The organism is Streptomyces sp. NPDC055962 (assembly GCF_042270185.1).
Taxonomy (GTDB): Bacteria; Actinomycetota; Actinomycetes; order Streptomycetales; family Streptomycetaceae; genus Streptomyces.
Map to the genome: position 1 here is coordinate 55227 of NZ_JBHJYN010000001.1, position 15431 is coordinate 70657.

Sequence of the window (15431 nt, forward strand, 5' to 3'; positions counted from 1 at the left end):
TCTCTGCTGTCCGGCCGCTCAGCCCTGGTCGGTCAGGCGGGCGATCGCCTCGTCGACGGTGAGCTCCTCGCGCTCGCCCGTGCGGCGGTCCTTCAGCTCCAGGACGCCCTCGGCCGAACGGCGGCCGGCGACGAGGATCTTCGGGACGCCGATGAGCTCGGAGTCGGTGAACTTGACGCCCGGCGAGACACCGGCGCGGTCGTCGACCAGGACGCGCAGGCCGGCGGCGCCGAGCTTCTCGGAGACGTCGAGCGCCAGCTCGGTCTGGAGCGCCTTGCCGGCGGCGACGACGTGCACGTCGGCCGGGGCGATCTCGCGGGGCCAGCACAGCCCCTTGTCGTCGGCGGTCTGCTCGGCGAGCGCGGCCACCGCGCGGGAGACGCCGATGCCGTACGAGCCCATCGTGACGCGGACCGGCTTGCCCTGCTGGCCGAGGACGTCGAGCGAGAAGATGTCGGCGTACTTGCGGCCGAGCTGGAAGATGTGGCCGATCTCGATGGCGCGGTCCACCTGGAGGCCGGTGCCGCACTTGGGGCAGGGGTCGCCCGCCTCGACGACGACCACGTCGAGCTGGTCGTCGACCTCGAAGTCACGGCCCGCGACGACGTTCCTCGCGTGCTTGCCCTCCTTGTTGGCGCCGGTGATCCAGGCGGTGCCCGGGGCGACGCGGGGGTCGGCGATGTAGCGGACCTTCTCCAGGCCCTGCGGGCCGACGTAGCCGCGCACCAGGTCGGGGCGGCCCACGAAGTCCTCGGCGGTGACGAGCTCGACGACGGCCGGGGCGAGGTGCTCGCCGAGCTTGCCGAGGTCGACCTCACGGTCGCCGGGCACACCCACGGCCACGATCTCGCCGTCGACCTTGACCAGGAGGTTCTTCAGGGTGGCGGAGGCCGGGACGCCGAGGTGGGCGGCGAGGGTCTCGATCGTCGGGGTGTCGGGGGTGTCCAGCTCCTCGACCGCGGCGGTCCCGGAGGCGTCGGCAACCGTCGTGACCTTGTACGTCACGGCCTCGGTGTTGGCCGCGTAGTCGCAGTTGGGGCAGTCGACGAAGGTGTCCTCACCGGCGGGAGCCGGGGCGAGGAACTCCTCCGAGGCGGAACCGCCCATGGCACCGGAGACCGCGGAGACCACGCGGTGGTCGAGGCCGAGGCGGTCGAAGATCCGGATGTACGCCGCGCGGTGCAGCTGGTAGGCCTCGGCCAGACCCTCGTCGGTGGTGTCGAAGGAGTACGAGTCCTTCATCTGGAACTCGCGGCCGCGCAGCACACCGGCGCGGGGACGGGCCTCGTCGCGGTACTTGGTCTGGATCTGATAGAGGATCACGGGCAGGTCCTTGTAGGACGAGCACATGTCCTTGACGACCTGGGTGAAGATCTCCTCGTGGGTGGGACCGAGAAGATAGTCGGCACCCTTGCGGTCCTTGAGGCGGAACAGCAGGTCGCCGTACTCGTCGTACCGGCCGCTCGCCTCGTACGCCTCCTTGGGCAGGAGCGCGGGGAGGAGGACCTCCTGGCCGCCGATGGCGTCCATCTCCTCGCGGACGACGCGGGTGATGTTCTCCAGGACCTTCTTGCCGAGCGGCAGCCACGACCAGATGCCGGCCGCGGTGCGGCGTACGTAACCGGCGCGGACGAGGAGCTTGTGGTTGAGCGTCTCGGCGTCCGCCGGGTCGTCGCGCAGTGTCTTGATCATCAATCGGGACATGCGCTGGACCTGGGCCATGATGAACTCCTGCTCGGAAGGGTGGTGAGCCCGAGGTTAGCCGGGGGGCCCGCGCGGGCGGAAATCCATTGTCAGCCGCGGCGCAGCGGGAGGGGCGCACCCATGACCGCGTAGGGCTTGGGCGCGCTCGGGAAGAGCACCTGCCGGGCCAGGTCCTGGTAGCCCAGGGCACGGTAGAGACCGCGGGCGGGGCTCTCGGTGTCGATCGCCGAGAGGATGGAGCGGGGCAGGTCGACGGCGTCCGTGATGGTGGTGATCAGACCGCGGCCGACGCCGCGCTGCTGGAACTCCGGGTGGACGTGGAGTTCGGTGATCACGAACGAGTCGTCGAGCCAGCCCTCGGAGCCGGTGGCGCGCAGGTAGGGCTCGACGACGGTGGACCACCAGTGCACCCGGTCGTTCGGCAGCCCGTAGACGAACCCGACGAGCCGCCCGTCGGCGGTGGTGGCGCCGAGGGCGCGTGCCTGCGGGTGGTCGAGGTGCCGCAGCACGATATGGCGGCGTACGTCGATCTCGTCCTGGGTGAGGCCGAAGGCGAGGGCCTGCACGGCGAGGGCCTCGTCGACACGGGCGGCGAGGTCGAGCGGTCCGACCACGATGTCGGGGGTCCCGGAGTCCCGGGGGGACGTGGGGGTTGCTGCTGCCATGCGGGGAACCCTACTGGCCGTACCGCCGGGTCAGAACAGCACGCTCATGAACGTGCCCGTCTCACGGAAGCCGACGCGGCTGTACGCCCTGCGCGCGGCCGTGTTGTAGTCGTTCACGTAGAGGCTGACGACCGGTGCGACGTCGCGGAGCGCGTGCTGCAGGACGGCGGCCATGCCCGACTCGGAGAGTCCTCGCCCGCGGGCCTCGGGAGCGACCCAGACGCCCTGGATCTGGCAGGCGCGGGAGGTGGCCGCGCCGATCTCCGCCTTGAAGAGGACCTTGCCGTCCTCGATCCGGGCGAAGGAGCGGCCGGTGCTGATCAGCTCGGCGACCCGTGCCTGGTAGAGGAGCCCGCCGTCGCCGGCGAGCGGCGAGATGCCGACCTCCTCGGTGAACATGGCGACGCAGGCCGGCATGAGGACGTCCATCTCCTCCTTGCGGACCCTGCGCACGAGCGGGTCGGGCTCCACCTCGGCCGAGGGGTGCTCGGTCACCATGAGCGGCTGGTTGGGCCGGACCTCGCGGGCGGGACCCCAGCTGGGTTCGAGCAGGCGCCACAGCTGTGCCGTGGGGCCCGCCGGGCCGACGATGGAGGAGCAGCGGCGGCCGGCCCTCCTGGCGCGGTCGGCGAAGGCCCGGACGGCCTCGGGGGTGGCGCAGATGGGTACGAGGTTGGCCCCGGAGTAGCAGAGGGAGCGCAGCCGGCCCTCGGCGTACCAGCCCCACATCTCTCCGCCGAGACGCCAGGGGTCGAGCCCGGCGACCTGGACGCGGGAGGTCACGAAGGCGTTCTCGACGGGGGCGCTCTCCAGGATGGCGAGCGCGGCGGGGAGCTCGCCGGGGTCGAGGACCCGGGTAGTGGTCTGCGTCAACACTGGGGCCTCACCAAACGGTCTGCTGATGTCCGCACTGTACCCAACAAGCCTGTGGGGTGCCGCCCCGCGGTGGTAATCGCAGGTGGAGGGAGGGCGGACGCACCTGTGCCCCCGCAGGACACCGCCCGCGGGGGCACCGAGCAGGACGGGGAGGTCAGCCGGCGATGGAGACCTGGGGCTCGCCCGAGGCGATGCCGTCCTTCTCCATCTGTTCCGCGATCTTCATGGCCTCCTCGATGAGGGTCTCCACGATCTTCGACTCCGGGACGGTCTTGATGACCTCGCCCTTCACGAAGATCTGGCCCTTGCCGTTGCCGGACGCCACGCCGAGGTCGGCCTCACGGGCCTCCCCCGGACCGTTCACCACGCAGCCCATCACCGCGACCCGCAGCGGGACCTCCATGCCCTCCAGGCCCGCGCTCACCTGGTCCGCCAGCTTGTAGACGTCCACCTGGGCGCGCCCGCACGACGGGCAGGACACGATCTCCAGGCGCCGCTGCTTCAGGTTCAGCGCCTCGAGGATCTGGAGGCCGACCTTGACCTCCTCCGCCGGAGGGGCCGACAGGGAGACGCGGATCGTGTCCCCGATCCCCTCGGAGAGCAGCGCGCCGAACGCCACGGCGGACTTGATCGTCCCCTGGAACGCCGGGCCCGCCTCCGTCACACCGAGGTGGAGGGGGTAGTCCGACTGCGCGGCCAGCTGACGGTAGGCGTTGACCATCACGACCGGGTCGTTGTGCTTCACCGAGATCTTGATGTCCCGGAAGCCGTGCTCCTCGAAGAGCGACGCCTCCCACAGCGCCGACTCCACGAGCGCCTCGGGCGTCGCCTTGCCGTACTTCTTCAGGAGCCGCGCGTCCAGCGAGCCGGCGTTCACACCGATGCGGATCGGAGTGCCCGCGTCGCCCGCCGCCTTCGCGATCTCCTTGACCTTGTCGTCGAACTGCTTGATGTTGCCCGGGTTCACCCGGACCGCGGCGCAGCCGGCGTCGATCGCCGCGAACACGTACTTCGGCTGGAAGTGGATGTCGGCGATGACCGGGATCTGGGACTTCCGCGCGATCGTCGCCAGCGCGTCGGCGTCGTCCTGCGTCGGGCAGGCCACGCGCACGATCTGGCAGCCCGAGGCCGTCAGCTCCGCGATCTGCTGCAGCGTCGCACCGATGTCCGACGTACGCGTGGTGGTCATCGACTGCACCGACACGGGCGCGTCCCCGCCGACCGCCACGGTGCCGACCTGGATCTGACGGCTGACGCGTCGTTCGGCGAGCTTGGTCGGAACGGCGGGCATTCCGAGAGAAATCGCAGTCATGCGCTGAGCATCCCCAAGGTGTGGATCAGTGGTGGATCGAGGTGCCGAGAACGGCGGACTCCAGGCTTCGAGGTTACGGCACCGGAGCCGAACGGGACGCACCCGTGCCGTCGAACCGCCTGTCGGTGGGCGACCGGACACCGCCTGTGTGGCCGGCCGCCACCCATGGGACAGGTGGGACGTCAGGTGATCTTCACCGGGTTCACGATGTCGGCGACCAGCACCAGCAGGGTGAAGCAGATGAAGATCCCCGCGACCACGTAGGCGACGGGCATGAGCTTCGCCACGTCGAAGGGCCCGGGGTCGGGCCGCTTGAAGACCTTGGCCACGTTGCGGCGCAGGGCTTCCCAGAGCGCGCCCGCGATGTGCCCGCCGTCCAGCGGGAGCAGCGGGAGCATGTTGAACAGGAAGAGCGAGAGGTTGAAGCCGGCCAGCAGGAACAGCATCATCGCGATCTGGTTCTGGGCCGGGACGTCGAGGTTCATCACCTCTCCGCCGATCCGGGCCGCGCCGACCACACCGACCGGCGAGTCCTCGGCACGCTCGCCGTCGCTGAACGCCGCGTTCCACAGGTCGGGGATCTTGGAGGGCAGCGCGATGATCGAATCGACGCCGTTCTCGATCATGTCGCCCATGCGGACGACCGAGTCGCCGAAGGAGAGCGGGAGGATCTCCGTCTTCGCGGCGAAGCCCAGGTAGCCCGCGCTGATGTACTGGCCGGGGACGACCTCGCCGTCGGAGTCCTTCTTGGCGACGGCGTTCTTCTTCAGCACGGCGTTCAGGGTCTGTTCCCGGCCGTCACGCTGGACGGTGAGGGTGGCGGGGCCGATGGTCTGCCGGATCCTGTCCGACAGGGTGGCCCAGTCGTCGATCTTCTGCCCGTTGAAGGCGACGATGGTGTCGCCCTCCTCCAGACCCGCCGCCTTGGCCGGCGAGACCGGGTCGGACGTCTTGCAGGTGTCGCGGTTCTCGCTCTGCGCGATCACGCACTGCTGGACGCCCGCGACCTCGGTGGTCTGGGTCTGGAAGCCGAAGGTCATCGCCACGCCCATGAAGATCGCGACGGCGAGGACCAGGTTCATGAAGGGCCCGGCGAACATCACGATCACGCGCTTCCACGGCTTGCGCGTGTAGAAGAGGCGCGTCTCGTCGCCCGGCTCGAGCTCCTCGAAGGCGGCGGACCTGGCGTCCTCGATCATGCCGCGCCAGGGCGAGGTGGATCGGGCCTCGATCCGGCCGTCCGGCCCCGGGGGGAACATGCCGATCATGCGGATGTAGCCGCCGGCGGGGATGGCCTTGATGCCGTACTCGGTGTCGCCCTTCTTGCGCGACCAGACCGTCGGCCCGAAGCCGACCATGTACTGGGGCACCCGGATGCCGAAGAGCTTGGCCGTCGACAGGTGGCCCAGTTCGTGCCAGGCGATCGAGAACAGCAGACCCACGGCGAAGATGGCGATCCCGAGGATCGTCATCAGGATCGTCGTCATGCTCATACGTGCGCCTCCGCTGTCGCTGCCGCCGAGAGTTCACGGGCCCGGGACCGGGCCCAGGTCTCCGCTTCGAGGACGTCCGCGACCGTCAGTGAAGTTCCCGTGGCGGGGGTGCCGTGTTCGGCCACCACCGTTGTGACCGTGTCCATGATGCCGTTGAACGGGAGCCGTCCGGACAGGAACGCCTCCACGCACTCCTCGTTGGCCGCGTTGAACACGGCGGGCGCCGTGCCGCCCAGGGTGCCCACGTGCCGGGCGAGCCCGACCGAGGGGAACGCCTCGGTGTCGAGCGGGAAGAACTCCCAGCTGGATGCCTTCGTCCAGTCGAAGGCGGGAGCCGCGTCCGGGACGCGCTCGGGCCAGCCGAGACCGATGGCGATGGGCCCGCGCATGTCGGGCGGGGTCGCCTGGGCGAGGGTGGAGCCGTCGGTGAACTCCACCATCGAATGCACGTACGACTGCGGGTGGACCACGACCTCGATGCGGTCGAACGGGATGTCGTAGAGCAGGTGCGCCTCGATGACCTCCAGCCCCTTGTTGACCAGGGTCGCGGAGTTGACCGTGATGACGGGGCCCATGGCCCAGGTCGGATGCGCCAGCGCCTGCTCCCGGGTCACGTCGGCGAGCTCGGCACGCGTACGGCCGCGGAACGGTCCGCCGGAGGCGGTCACCACCAGCTTGCGGACGTCGGCGCGCTTCCCCGCGGCGACGGCCTGGAAGAGTGCGGCGTGCTCGGAGTCGACCGGGATGATCTGCCCCGGGGCCGCCAGCGCCTTCACCAGGGGGCCGCCGACGATCAGCGACTCCTTGTTCGCCAGGGCGAGGGTGCGGCCCGCCTTCAGCGCGGCGAGCGTGGGGGCGAGACCGATCGAGCCGGTGATGCCGTTCAGCACGGTGTGGCAGTCGCTCGCCGCGAGATCCGCGGCCGCGTCGGGGCCGGCCAGGATCTCCGGGAGCGGCTCCCCCGCGCCGTACTCCTCGCGCAGGGCCTCGGTGAGCGCCGGCACCTTCTCCTCGTCGGCGACCGCGACCGTGCGGACGCGCAGCTGCCGCGCCTGTTCGGCGAGGAGCCGGACCCTGCCGCCCGCGGCGGAGAGCGCGGTGACGCGGAAACGGCCGGGGTTGCGCAGGACCAGCTCGATGGCCTGGGTACCGATGGAGCCGGTGGAGCCGAGGATCACCAGATCCCGGCGGCCTTCCGTCGCGTCGAAGACACGATGCGGATCGGCGAGGGGTGAGGGGCTGTCGCTCATGCCCCCCATTGTTGCCGCATCCGCTGTGCGCGCTGACAGGGCGTCCCTGCCAGCGCGTGCCTCAGGCCCGCCCGGCACGGAATTTCTTCCACTGGGCGGCCATGACGTCCTCCGGGACCCCGCCGACGTCCTCGGTGCCCAGGATCTCCGCGCGGAAGGCGAGGGTGGTCGATCCGGACCGCAGGACGGTGAGGTACTCGTACAGCTTCAGCTTCCCCTTCACGTCGAGGACGGTGAAGCGGAAGGCCTTCGCCTCGTCGGCCTCGTCCGCGAAGGCGGGCAGCGACGCGGGCTCGGCCTTCTCGTACCGGGCGCGCGCGACGGCCCGCTCCTCGGTGAAGCCGCCCGCGCAGTCCCGGCCCGCCCTGTCCAGCGACCGCATGACCTGCGCCGCCTCGCCGTCACCGTACGAGCGCAAGGTCACGTCGACGGTGACGCCGAGCATCTCCTCGGGCTCGTCCGCCTTGCGCTGCACCTGCGCGACGGGCTCGTGGTCGCTGACGTCACCGGCGAGGCTGACGAGCGGCTGGCAGACGGCGGGGGCGGCCGTGTAGGCGTCACCGAGCGGCCCGTCCAGGGCGTACTCGGACGCGGTGAGCGAGCCGGCCCGCTCCCCGTCGGTGAAGGCGAGGGCGGTGAGCTGCGCCTCGGTGAGCGCGCCGCCCGACGGCGCAGCGCCCGCCGGGTGCGAGGCGGCGGGACTCCTCCCGGCTCCGCCCTTGTCGCCGGCGTCGTCTCCACCGCATCCGGTGAGACCCGCGAGGGCCAGCACCGCGCATCCCGCAACCACGGCACCTCGCCGGCCGCCCGCCCCGTACACCCCGAACATCCCTGCCCCTGTCTCCTGTTGACGGGCCTGGACCGGTGTCCGGTCGCGGCCGAGGCTCGATTGTGCGGCATCCGGGTCAGAAACGCGTATCGATGCCGAACTTCTCCCTCAGCCGCCGCATGTCCGCCACATCGCGCTCGGCCGGTTCGTAGCCCTGGTGGAACAGGGCCTGCTGCCCAGCGGAGAGGCAGCGCACGGTCGTCGTGCCGACGGTGCCGGTGACGAAGCAGTCGGCGGGGTAGCGGAACGGCGCGGCGGGGTCCAGGGAGGACTGGACGGCCGAGCCGTCGGCGGCGAACTCCAGCGGGTGCAGGTCGATCTCGCGCCCGGTGGGGTGGGCGAGCACGAAGCGGGCCGGGCGCCAGTCCAGCGTCTCGGTGTAGCCGGCCGACTCCAGGGCCGCCACGACCACCGGTTCCTGTTCACGGACGTGCAGCAGGTCGAGGTCGCGGTGTTCCCGCGTCTCCTCGCCGAGCAGGGCGTCGATGCCCCAGCCCCCCGCGATCACCACGTCGGCACCCGCGGCACGCAGCAGGGCCAGGACGGACAGGACGTCGTTCCGGGACATCATGCGGGCGACCGTACTGCGCCCCGCGCCGGAGCGCACCGTCATTTCCCGGCGGCGCCGCCCGCCACGAACGCCGCGAACTCCTCGTGGAAGCGGGGGAAGGTCTTCCGCACGCAGCTGGGGTCGTCATAGGTCACCCCGGGTGTGCGGAGCCCGGCGACGGCGAACGACATGACGATGCGGTGGTCTCCGTGGGTGACGATCTCGGCGGGGCGCGGGGTGCCCGGGTGGATCTCGATCCAGTCGGGTCCCGTGTGGACGGTGATCCCCATGTTCCGCAGGTTCTCCGCGCAGGCCTCCAGCCGGTCGCACTCCTTCACCCGGGTGTTGGCGACGTCCTCGATCCGGACGGGCGAGGTGGCGAACGGCGCGATCGCGGCGAGGGTGGGCATCGTGTCGGAGATGTCGCGCATGTTGACGGTGAGCCCGGAGAGCCGTCCGGAGGAGCGGACGGTCGTCGAGTCCGCGGTCGTGCGGACGTCGGCGCCCATGCGCCGCAGCACGTCGGTGAAGCGCAGGTCGCCCTGGAGCGCGTCCGTGCCGAGGCCGGGGACGGTGACCTCACGGCCGGTGAGGGCCGCCGCGGCGAAGAAGTAGCTCGCGGTGGAGGCGTCGGGCTCGACGGCGTACGTGGTGGCGCGGTAGCCCCCGGGCGGGACGGTGAAGGTGTTCCCCTCCCGGACGACCTCGGCACCGAAGCTGCGCATCATCGCGAGGGTGATCTCGATGTACGGCGCCGAGACGAGCTCCGTCACGTCGATCCGGAGGCCTCCGACGGTCAGCGGGCCGAGCATGAGCAGGGCGGTGAGGTACTGCGACGACTCCCCCGCGTCCAGGGTCAGCTCGCCGCCCTTGACGCCCGACGCCTCGATGGTGAGCGGGTGGTGGCCTTCCGCTCCTTCGTGGCGCAGGTCGACGCCGAGGGCGCGCAGGGCCTCGGTGAGCGGTGCGAGGGGCCGGCGGCGCATCTGTGCGGAGGCGTCGAAGCGGTACGTGCCGGACGACGCGGCGGCGGCGAGTGTCGGCAGGAACCGCGCGGTGGTGGCACCGTCGCGGCAGTGGACCTCGGCGTCCTCGGCGGCGGGACCCGAGGGGCGCCCCTCGATGTGCCAGCGGTCCGGCTCACGGCTCACCCCGTAGCCGAGGCGGGTCAGCCCCTCGGTGAACCCCTCGGTGTCGTCCGAGTGGAGGGGCCTGAGGAGGGTGGTGGTTCCGTTCGCCGCCGCGGCCAGGAACAGGGCGCGGGCGGTGACGGACTTGGAGCCGGGGATGTTGATGACGGTCACGGGCGTCCATTTTGCCCTCCGGCGCACGTGCCCGCGGGACGCGTCCAGGCAGTGGACGCGTCCCGCGGGGAGGGCCGGGATCAGCCGATGGTGCGGTGGACGTCGTCCCCGGTCGCAGGGCCGGGGGTGGCGTCGGCGATCCAGGGGCCGTCGCCGCTGGGGTCCAGAACGCCTTCCTCCAGCCAGGTGTAGGTCCCGGAGAGGACGCCGTCGACGACACGCCTGTCGATGTCGTCGGTGTTGGACCAGAGCCTGTTGAAGAGCTCCTCGACCCGGATGCGGGACTGCCGGCAGAAGGCGTCGGCGAGCTGGTACGCCTCGCGCCCGTGGTCGTCGTCGGCCCGCAGGTGCTCGGCCCGGACGCACGCCGCGCTCATCGCGAAGAGTTCGGCGCCGATGTCGACGATCCGTCCGAGGAAGCCCTGCTTGGTCTCCATGCGCCCCTGCCAGCGGGACATCGCGTAGAACGTGGAGCGGGCCAGCTTGCGGGACGAACGCTCGACGTACCGCAGGTGCGCGGAGAGGTCGGGGTGCCCCGGGACGCGGAACTCGCCGTAGGCGTTGGGCAGCCGTCCGGGGCCGCTGACCAGCTTCGGGAGCCAGCGGGCGTAGAAACCGGCGGCGTTGGCCCCTGCCCTCGCCTTGTCGGCGAACGGCTTGTCGGGGTCGATGATGTCCCCGGCGACCTTGAGGTGGGCGTCGACGGCCTCACGGGCGATCAGCAGGTGCATGATCTCCGTGGAGCCCTCGAAGATCCGGTTGATCCGCATGTCGCGGAGCATCTGCTCGGCGGGGACGGCGCGTTCGCCGCGGGCGGCGAGCGAGGCGGCGGTCTCGAAGCCGCGTCCGCCGCGGATCTGGACGAGCTCGTCGGAGATCAGCCAGCCCATCTCGGAACCGTAGAGCTTGGCGAGGGCGGCCTCGATACGGATGTCGTTGCGGCTCTCGTCGGCCATCTGCGAGGAGAGGTCCACGACCGCTTCGAGGGCGAAGGTGGTCGCGGCGATGAAGGAGATCTTCGCTCCGACGGCCTCGTGCCGGGCGACCGCCCTGCCCCACTGCTCACGGACCGCCGACCATTCGCGGGCGATCTTCAGGGACCACTTCCCGACGCCGACGCACATGGCGGGCAGCGAGAGGCGTCCGGTGTTGAGCGTGGTGAGGGCGATCTTGAGGCCGGCGCCCTCGGGCCCGATGCGGTTGGCCGCGGGCACCCGGACCTGGTGGAAGCGGGTCACGCCGTTCTCGATGCCGCGCAGGCCCATGAAGGAGTTGCGGTGCTCCACGGTGATGCCCGGGGAGTCGGCCTCGACGACGAAGGCGGTGATGCCGCCCTTGTGGCCGTCGGACTCGGGGACCCGGGCCATGACGACGAGCAGGTCGGCGACGACCCCGTTGGTCGTCCAGAGCTTCACACCGTCGAGGACGTAGTCGTCCCCGTCGGGCACGGCCGCCGTCGCGAGCCGGGCCGGGTCGGACCCGACGTCGGGCTCGGTGAGGAGGAACGCGGAGATGTCCGTCCGTGCGAGGCGGGGCAGGAAGGTGTCCTTCTGCTCCTGCGTGCCGAACATCTTCAGCGGCTGCGGTACGCCGATGGACTGGTGGGCGGAGAGCAGCGCGCCGATCGAGGGGTTCGCCGAACCCGCCAGCGCGAGAGCCTTGTTGTAGTAGACCTGGGTCAGGCCGAGGCCGCCGTACTTGGTCTCGATCTTCATGCCGAGGGCGCCGAGTTCCTTGAGGCCGTCGATCACCTCGTCGGGGATCCTGGCCTCGCGCTCGATGAGGGCGCCGTCGACCCGCGTCTCGCAGAACTCGCGCAGCCGGGCGAGGAAGGCCTCGCCGCGCCGTACGTCGTCCGGGGCGGGCTGGGGGTGGGGGTGGATCAGGTCCAGCCGGAAGCGTCCGAGGAAGAGTTCCTTGGCGAAACTCGGCTTGCGCCAGTCCTGTTCACGGGCGGCCTCGGCCACCTGCCGGGCCTCGCGCTCGGTGACCTTGGGGGCCTGGGGGATGTCGGATGGGGCGGACATGAGGAGCTCACCTCGCCGCGAGTCGGGATATGGGTCGGGCCGTACGCGTGCCGATCGGTGTCACTTGTCCGTATCTACCCGATCCCTGCCGACCCCACCACCGTACGGCGGACTCCCGAGGGCACACGGAACCGGCCTGAGCCCCCGCACAGCGGGCTCAGGCCGGTTCGTCCCGTGGGATCCCGCTACAGGGCCAGGCCGGTGAGGACGAGGACCCGCTCGTAGGTGTAGTCGTCCATGGCGTATCGCACGCCCTCGCGGCCCACCCCGGACTGCTTTGCGCCGCCGTACGGCATCTGGTCGGCGCGGTAGGAGGGGACGTCGCCGATGATCACGCCGCCCACCTCCAGGGCCCGGTGGGCGCGGAAGGCGGTCTGCAGGTCGTGGGTGAAGACACCGGCCTGGAGTCCGTACCTGGAGGAGTTGACGGCGGCGAAGGCCTCGGCCTCGCCGTCGGTCCGCTGGATGTGCAGGACCGGGCCGAAGACCTCTTCGTCGGCGAGGGTCGCGGTGTCCGGGACGCCGGTGAGGACCGTCGGCGCGTAGGTGGCGCCGTCGCGCTTGCCGCCGGTCAGCAGCGTCGCGCCGGCGGTGACGGCCTCGTCGACCCAGGACTCGACCCGGCGGGCGGCGTCCTCGCTGACCAGCGGGCCGACGTCGGTGGCCGCGTCGGAGGGGTCTCCGGTCACCAGGGCCTCGACGGCCGCGACGATCTTCGGGACGAGCCGGTCGTACACGGTGGTGTCGGCGATCACGCGCTGCACGGAGATGCAGGACTGGCCGCCCTGGTAGTTGGAGAAGGTCGCGATGCGGGTCGCGGCCCAGTCCAGGTCCGCCTCGGAGGCGTAGTCGCCGAGCACGACGGCCGCGCCGTTGCCGCCGAGCTCCAGGGTGCAGTGCTTGCGCGGCACCGATTCCATGATCGCGTAGCCGACCGGGCCGGATCCCGTGAAGGAGATCACCGGCAGCCGCTCGTCCTGGACCAGGGCGGGCATCTTGTCGTTGGGCACGGTCAGCACGGACCAGGATCCGGCCGGGAGGTCCGTCTCGGCCAGCAGTTCGCCCAGGATCAGGGACGAGACGGGGGTGGCCGGCGCCGGCTTGAGGATGATCGGCGCGCCGACGGCGATGGCCGGGGCGACCTTGTGGGCGCTCAGGTTCAACGGGAAGTTGAAGGGTGCGATGCCGAGGACCGGGCCGCGCGGGAAGCGGCGGGTCAGTCCGAGGCGGCCGGTGCCGCCCGCGTCGGTGTCGAGCCGCTGGGCGTCGCCGCCGTTGAAGCGGCGGGCCTCCTCGGCGGCGAACCGGAAGACGGAGACGGCGCGGCCGACCTCGCCGCGGGCCCACTTGACGGGCTTGCCGTTCTCGGCGGAGATCAGCTGGGCGATCTCCTCGGTCCGCTCGGTGAGGCGGCGTACGACGTGGTCGAGCGCGGCGACCCGTACGTGCGCCGGGGTCGCGGCGAACTCCTCGCGCACCGCGTACGCGGCGGCGACGGCCTCCTCGACCTGGGCGTCGGTCGGCACGGAGACCGTGCCGACGAGGCGGCCGTCGTACGGGTTGGTGACGTCGAAGCTGTCCTCGCCGGTGGCCTGGCGGCCGGCCAGCCAGAAGGCGTGGGTGGAAGTCATGGCGGTTCCGGCCCTTCAGGGGTGGTGAACACGATCGCCGGGCACCGCGCGGGCACCCTTCGGCCCCACCGTAGGGCGAGCCGCCACGGATGAGGTTTGTCCTGTGTGGAGTGGAGCGGGAGCCCGGTGCGCCGCTTTGTCGTAGCGGGAGGGTGCTACTGCGTGCCCGACGAGGCGGCCGTCGTCTTCAGGGCCAGCCACAGCTCCATCCGTACGTCCGGGTCGTCGAGGGAGCGGCCGAGGATCTCCTCCACACGGCGCATCCGGTAGCGCAGGGTGTGGCGGTGGACTCCCAGGTCGGCGGCGGCCGCGTCCCACTGGCCGTGCCGGGAGAGCCACGCGCGCAGGGAGTCGACCAGGTCGCCGCGGCCCTTCGCGTCGTGCTCCTGGAGCGGGCGCAGCATCCCGTCGGCGAAGGCCCGTACGGCGTCGTCGGCGAGGAGCGGCAGGACGGAGCCGGCCGCGAGCTCCTCGTGCTCGACCAGGGTCCTGCCCCGGCGGCGGGCGACCGAGAGGGCCTGCTCGGCCTGCTTGTACGCGGCGGACACGGCGATCGGCCCGGACGGGGCGGACATGCCGACGACCACCTCGGTGTCGTCGGCACCGGGTTCCCGCGCCGGCCGGTCGTCCGCGGCCCTGGCGTGCGCCGCACAGGCCTCCACGGCCGCGCCGCCGTCCACGGCGAGCACCATGAGGCGTTCGCCCTCGGGCACCATCAGCAGGGTCTCGCCGGACCGGGAGGCGGCTGCCTCCATCGTCTCGGCGAGCAGCTCCGTCCCGGCGGGGGCCGGGGCCTCGGCGATCAGGAGCCGGAAGGGGGCGTCGAGCAGCCCGCCGTAGAGGTCTCCGGCGACGGCCCGGGCGTGGTCGGACTCGCCCGCGAGCAGCATGCGCAGCACGGCGGCCCCGAGGCGCTGCTCAGCGCCCTGGAGCGCGCGGGAACGGGCGGTGGTCAGCGTCAGCAGGGCGACCGCGGAGTGCACCGCGTAGCGCTCGGCCGTGCCGAGCGCCGCCCCCGTGCCCACGGCCAGCGCCCCGCGGTTGCGGCGGCCGGCGCCGAGCGACTGGAGCTCGACCCGGTCGTCGCCCTCGGTGTCGCCGACGACGGCGCTGGCCGGGGCGGGGCGTTCCCGCAGCCGCTCCACCTCGGGGGTGAGCCGGGCGGCGCGGCGGGCGGCCCAGTCGGGCGCGGCGGCGACGACGGCTCCCGAGGAGTCGTAGAGCGCGGCCCAGCCGTCGACGTGCGCGGCGAGGCGGGTGAGCAGCCCGGCGGGGCCGTCCCCGGCGACCGCGGCCCGGGTCAGCTCCCGCTGGGCCTCGAAGCCGGCCGTGACGGACCGGTACTGGTCGGCGGCGATCGCCGCCGACACGGCCTTGCTGATGGCGAGGAACGGGGTGCGCCGGGGCACCTCCAGGAGCGGCAGCCCCGTCTCCTCGGCGGCGTCCACGAGTGCCGGCGGGATCTCGTCGTAGGTGACGCCGACGCCGAACCCGATCCCGGCCACCCCCGCGCCGGCGAGCCTCTGCACGTAGCGGAGCATCGTCGCCGGGTCCTGGGCGTCCAGATTGGTGGCGGTGACGAGGAGCAGCTCGCCGCCGTCCATGTACGGGACGGGGTCGGCGAGCTCGCTGGCGTGCGCCCAGCGCACCGGGGTGGAGAGCCGGTCGGCGCCCGCCCGGACGGTGAGTTTGAGCGCCGAGTGCTGGACGAGCGAGGCGAGAGTGGGAGGCATGGGACCGCCGGACCTCTGGGTTCGGTGACGCCGTCCGTGCGGACGGCTCGATGGGGC

General features: G+C 71.9%; 12 protein-coding genes. All 12 read right to left on the reverse strand.

The window, feature by feature from the left end; genetic code table 11:
• Positions 1 to 18: 18 nt before the first annotated feature.
• The 12 genes from ACFC51_RS00230 to ACFC51_RS00285 all read right to left on the reverse strand — a co-directional run bounded on the left by ACFC51_RS00230 (position 19) and on the right by ACFC51_RS00285 (position 15374).
• Positions 19 to 1722, reverse strand: coding sequence for a proline--tRNA ligase (locus ACFC51_RS00230; RefSeq protein ID WP_376526241.1), 1704 nt, complete (start codon positions 1720 to 1722; stop codon positions 19 to 21).
• Between the two features lie 71 nt (positions 1723 to 1793).
• Positions 1794 to 2369 (reverse strand): GNAT family N-acetyltransferase, encoded by a 576-nt coding sequence (locus ACFC51_RS00235; RefSeq protein WP_376379707.1) that lies wholly within the window; start codon positions 2367 to 2369, stop codon positions 1794 to 1796.
• A gap of 30 nt (positions 2370 to 2399) precedes the next feature.
• The gene (locus ACFC51_RS00240; RefSeq protein ID WP_376379710.1) at positions 2400 to 3245 is read right to left on the reverse strand and encodes a GNAT family N-acetyltransferase; all 846 of its coding nucleotides are present in this window, start codon (positions 3243 to 3245) and stop codon (positions 2400 to 2402) included.
• 154 nt (positions 3246 to 3399) lie between these two features.
• Complete coding sequence (gene ispG, locus ACFC51_RS00245; RefSeq protein ID WP_103513666.1) at positions 3400 to 4557, reverse strand: flavodoxin-dependent (E)-4-hydroxy-3-methylbut-2-enyl-diphosphate synthase; 1158 nt, start codon at positions 4555 to 4557, stop codon at positions 3400 to 3402.
• Positions 4558 to 4739: 182 nt separating this feature from the next.
• Positions 4740 to 6050: an RIP metalloprotease gene (locus ACFC51_RS00250; protein ID WP_376379713.1), complete on the reverse strand. Its 1311-nt coding sequence runs from the start codon at positions 6048 to 6050 to the stop codon at positions 4740 to 4742.
• Positions 6047 to 7309, reverse strand: a complete 1263-nt coding sequence (gene dxr, locus ACFC51_RS00255) for a 1-deoxy-D-xylulose-5-phosphate reductoisomerase (RefSeq protein WP_376379715.1) — start codon at positions 7307 to 7309, stop codon at positions 6047 to 6049. Before dxr ends, ACFC51_RS00250 begins: the two co-directional genes overlap by 4 nt.
• Before the next feature lie 52 nt (positions 7310 to 7361).
• A complete protein-coding gene (locus tag ACFC51_RS00260; protein WP_376379718.1) occupies positions 7362 to 8090 on the reverse strand; it encodes a hypothetical protein in 729 nt (242 codons plus the stop codon).
• 115 nt (positions 8091 to 8205) lie between these two features.
• Positions 8206 to 8700: a nucleotidyltransferase domain-containing protein gene (locus ACFC51_RS00265; protein WP_376379721.1), complete on the reverse strand. Its 495-nt coding sequence runs from the start codon at positions 8698 to 8700 to the stop codon at positions 8206 to 8208.
• Positions 8701 to 8738: 38 nt separating this feature from the next.
• A complete protein-coding gene (gene aroA / locus ACFC51_RS00270; protein ID WP_376526243.1) occupies positions 8739 to 9983 on the reverse strand; it encodes a 3-phosphoshikimate 1-carboxyvinyltransferase in 1245 nt (414 codons plus the stop codon).
• An 80-nt stretch (positions 9984 to 10063) separates the two neighbouring features.
• Positions 10064 to 12010, reverse strand: a complete 1947-nt coding sequence (locus ACFC51_RS00275) for an acyl-CoA dehydrogenase family protein (RefSeq protein ID WP_376379726.1) — start codon at positions 12008 to 12010, stop codon at positions 10064 to 10066.
• A gap of 185 nt (positions 12011 to 12195) precedes the next feature.
• Complete coding sequence (locus ACFC51_RS00280; RefSeq protein WP_376379728.1) at positions 12196 to 13641, reverse strand: aldehyde dehydrogenase family protein; 1446 nt, start codon at positions 13639 to 13641, stop codon at positions 12196 to 12198.
• 155 nt (positions 13642 to 13796) lie between these two features.
• Complete coding sequence (locus tag ACFC51_RS00285; protein WP_376526245.1) at positions 13797 to 15374, reverse strand: PucR family transcriptional regulator; 1578 nt, start codon at positions 15372 to 15374, stop codon at positions 13797 to 13799.
• Between the last annotated feature and the right edge of the window lie 57 nt (positions 15375 to 15431).

What these genes read in the sequence shown, in the direction of transcription:
- ACFC51_RS00230 (WP_376526241.1), bottom strand. Translation starts at nt 1,722, where the DNA reads ATGGCCCAGGTCCAGCGCATGTCCCGATTGATGATCAAGACACTGCGC.
- ACFC51_RS00235 (WP_376379707.1), bottom strand. Translation starts at nt 2,369, where the DNA reads ATGGCAGCAGCAACCCCCACGTCCCCCCGGGACTCCGGGACCCCCGAC.
- ispG (WP_103513666.1), bottom strand. Translation starts at nt 4,557, where the DNA reads ATGACTGCGATTTCTCTCGGAATGCCCGCCGTTCCGACCAAGCTCGCC.
- ACFC51_RS00250 (WP_376379713.1), bottom strand. Translation starts at nt 6,050, where the DNA reads ATGAGCATGACGACGATCCTGATGACGATCCTCGGGATCGCCATCTTC.
- dxr (WP_376379715.1), bottom strand. Translation starts at nt 7,309, where the DNA reads ATGGGGGGCATGAGCGACAGCCCCTCACCCCTCGCCGATCCGCATCGT.
- ACFC51_RS00265 (WP_376379721.1), bottom strand. Translation starts at nt 8,700, where the DNA reads ATGATGTCCCGGAACGACGTCCTGTCCGTCCTGGCCCTGCTGCGTGCC.
- ACFC51_RS00275 (WP_376379726.1), bottom strand. Translation starts at nt 12,010, where the DNA reads ATGTCCGCCCCATCCGACATCCCCCAGGCCCCCAAGGTCACCGAGCGC.
- ACFC51_RS00280 (WP_376379728.1), bottom strand. Translation starts at nt 13,641, where the DNA reads ATGACTTCCACCCACGCCTTCTGGCTGGCCGGCCGCCAGGCCACCGGC.
- ACFC51_RS00285 (WP_376526245.1), bottom strand. Translation starts at nt 15,374, where the DNA reads ATGCCTCCCACTCTCGCCTCGCTCGTCCAGCACTCGGCGCTCAAACTC.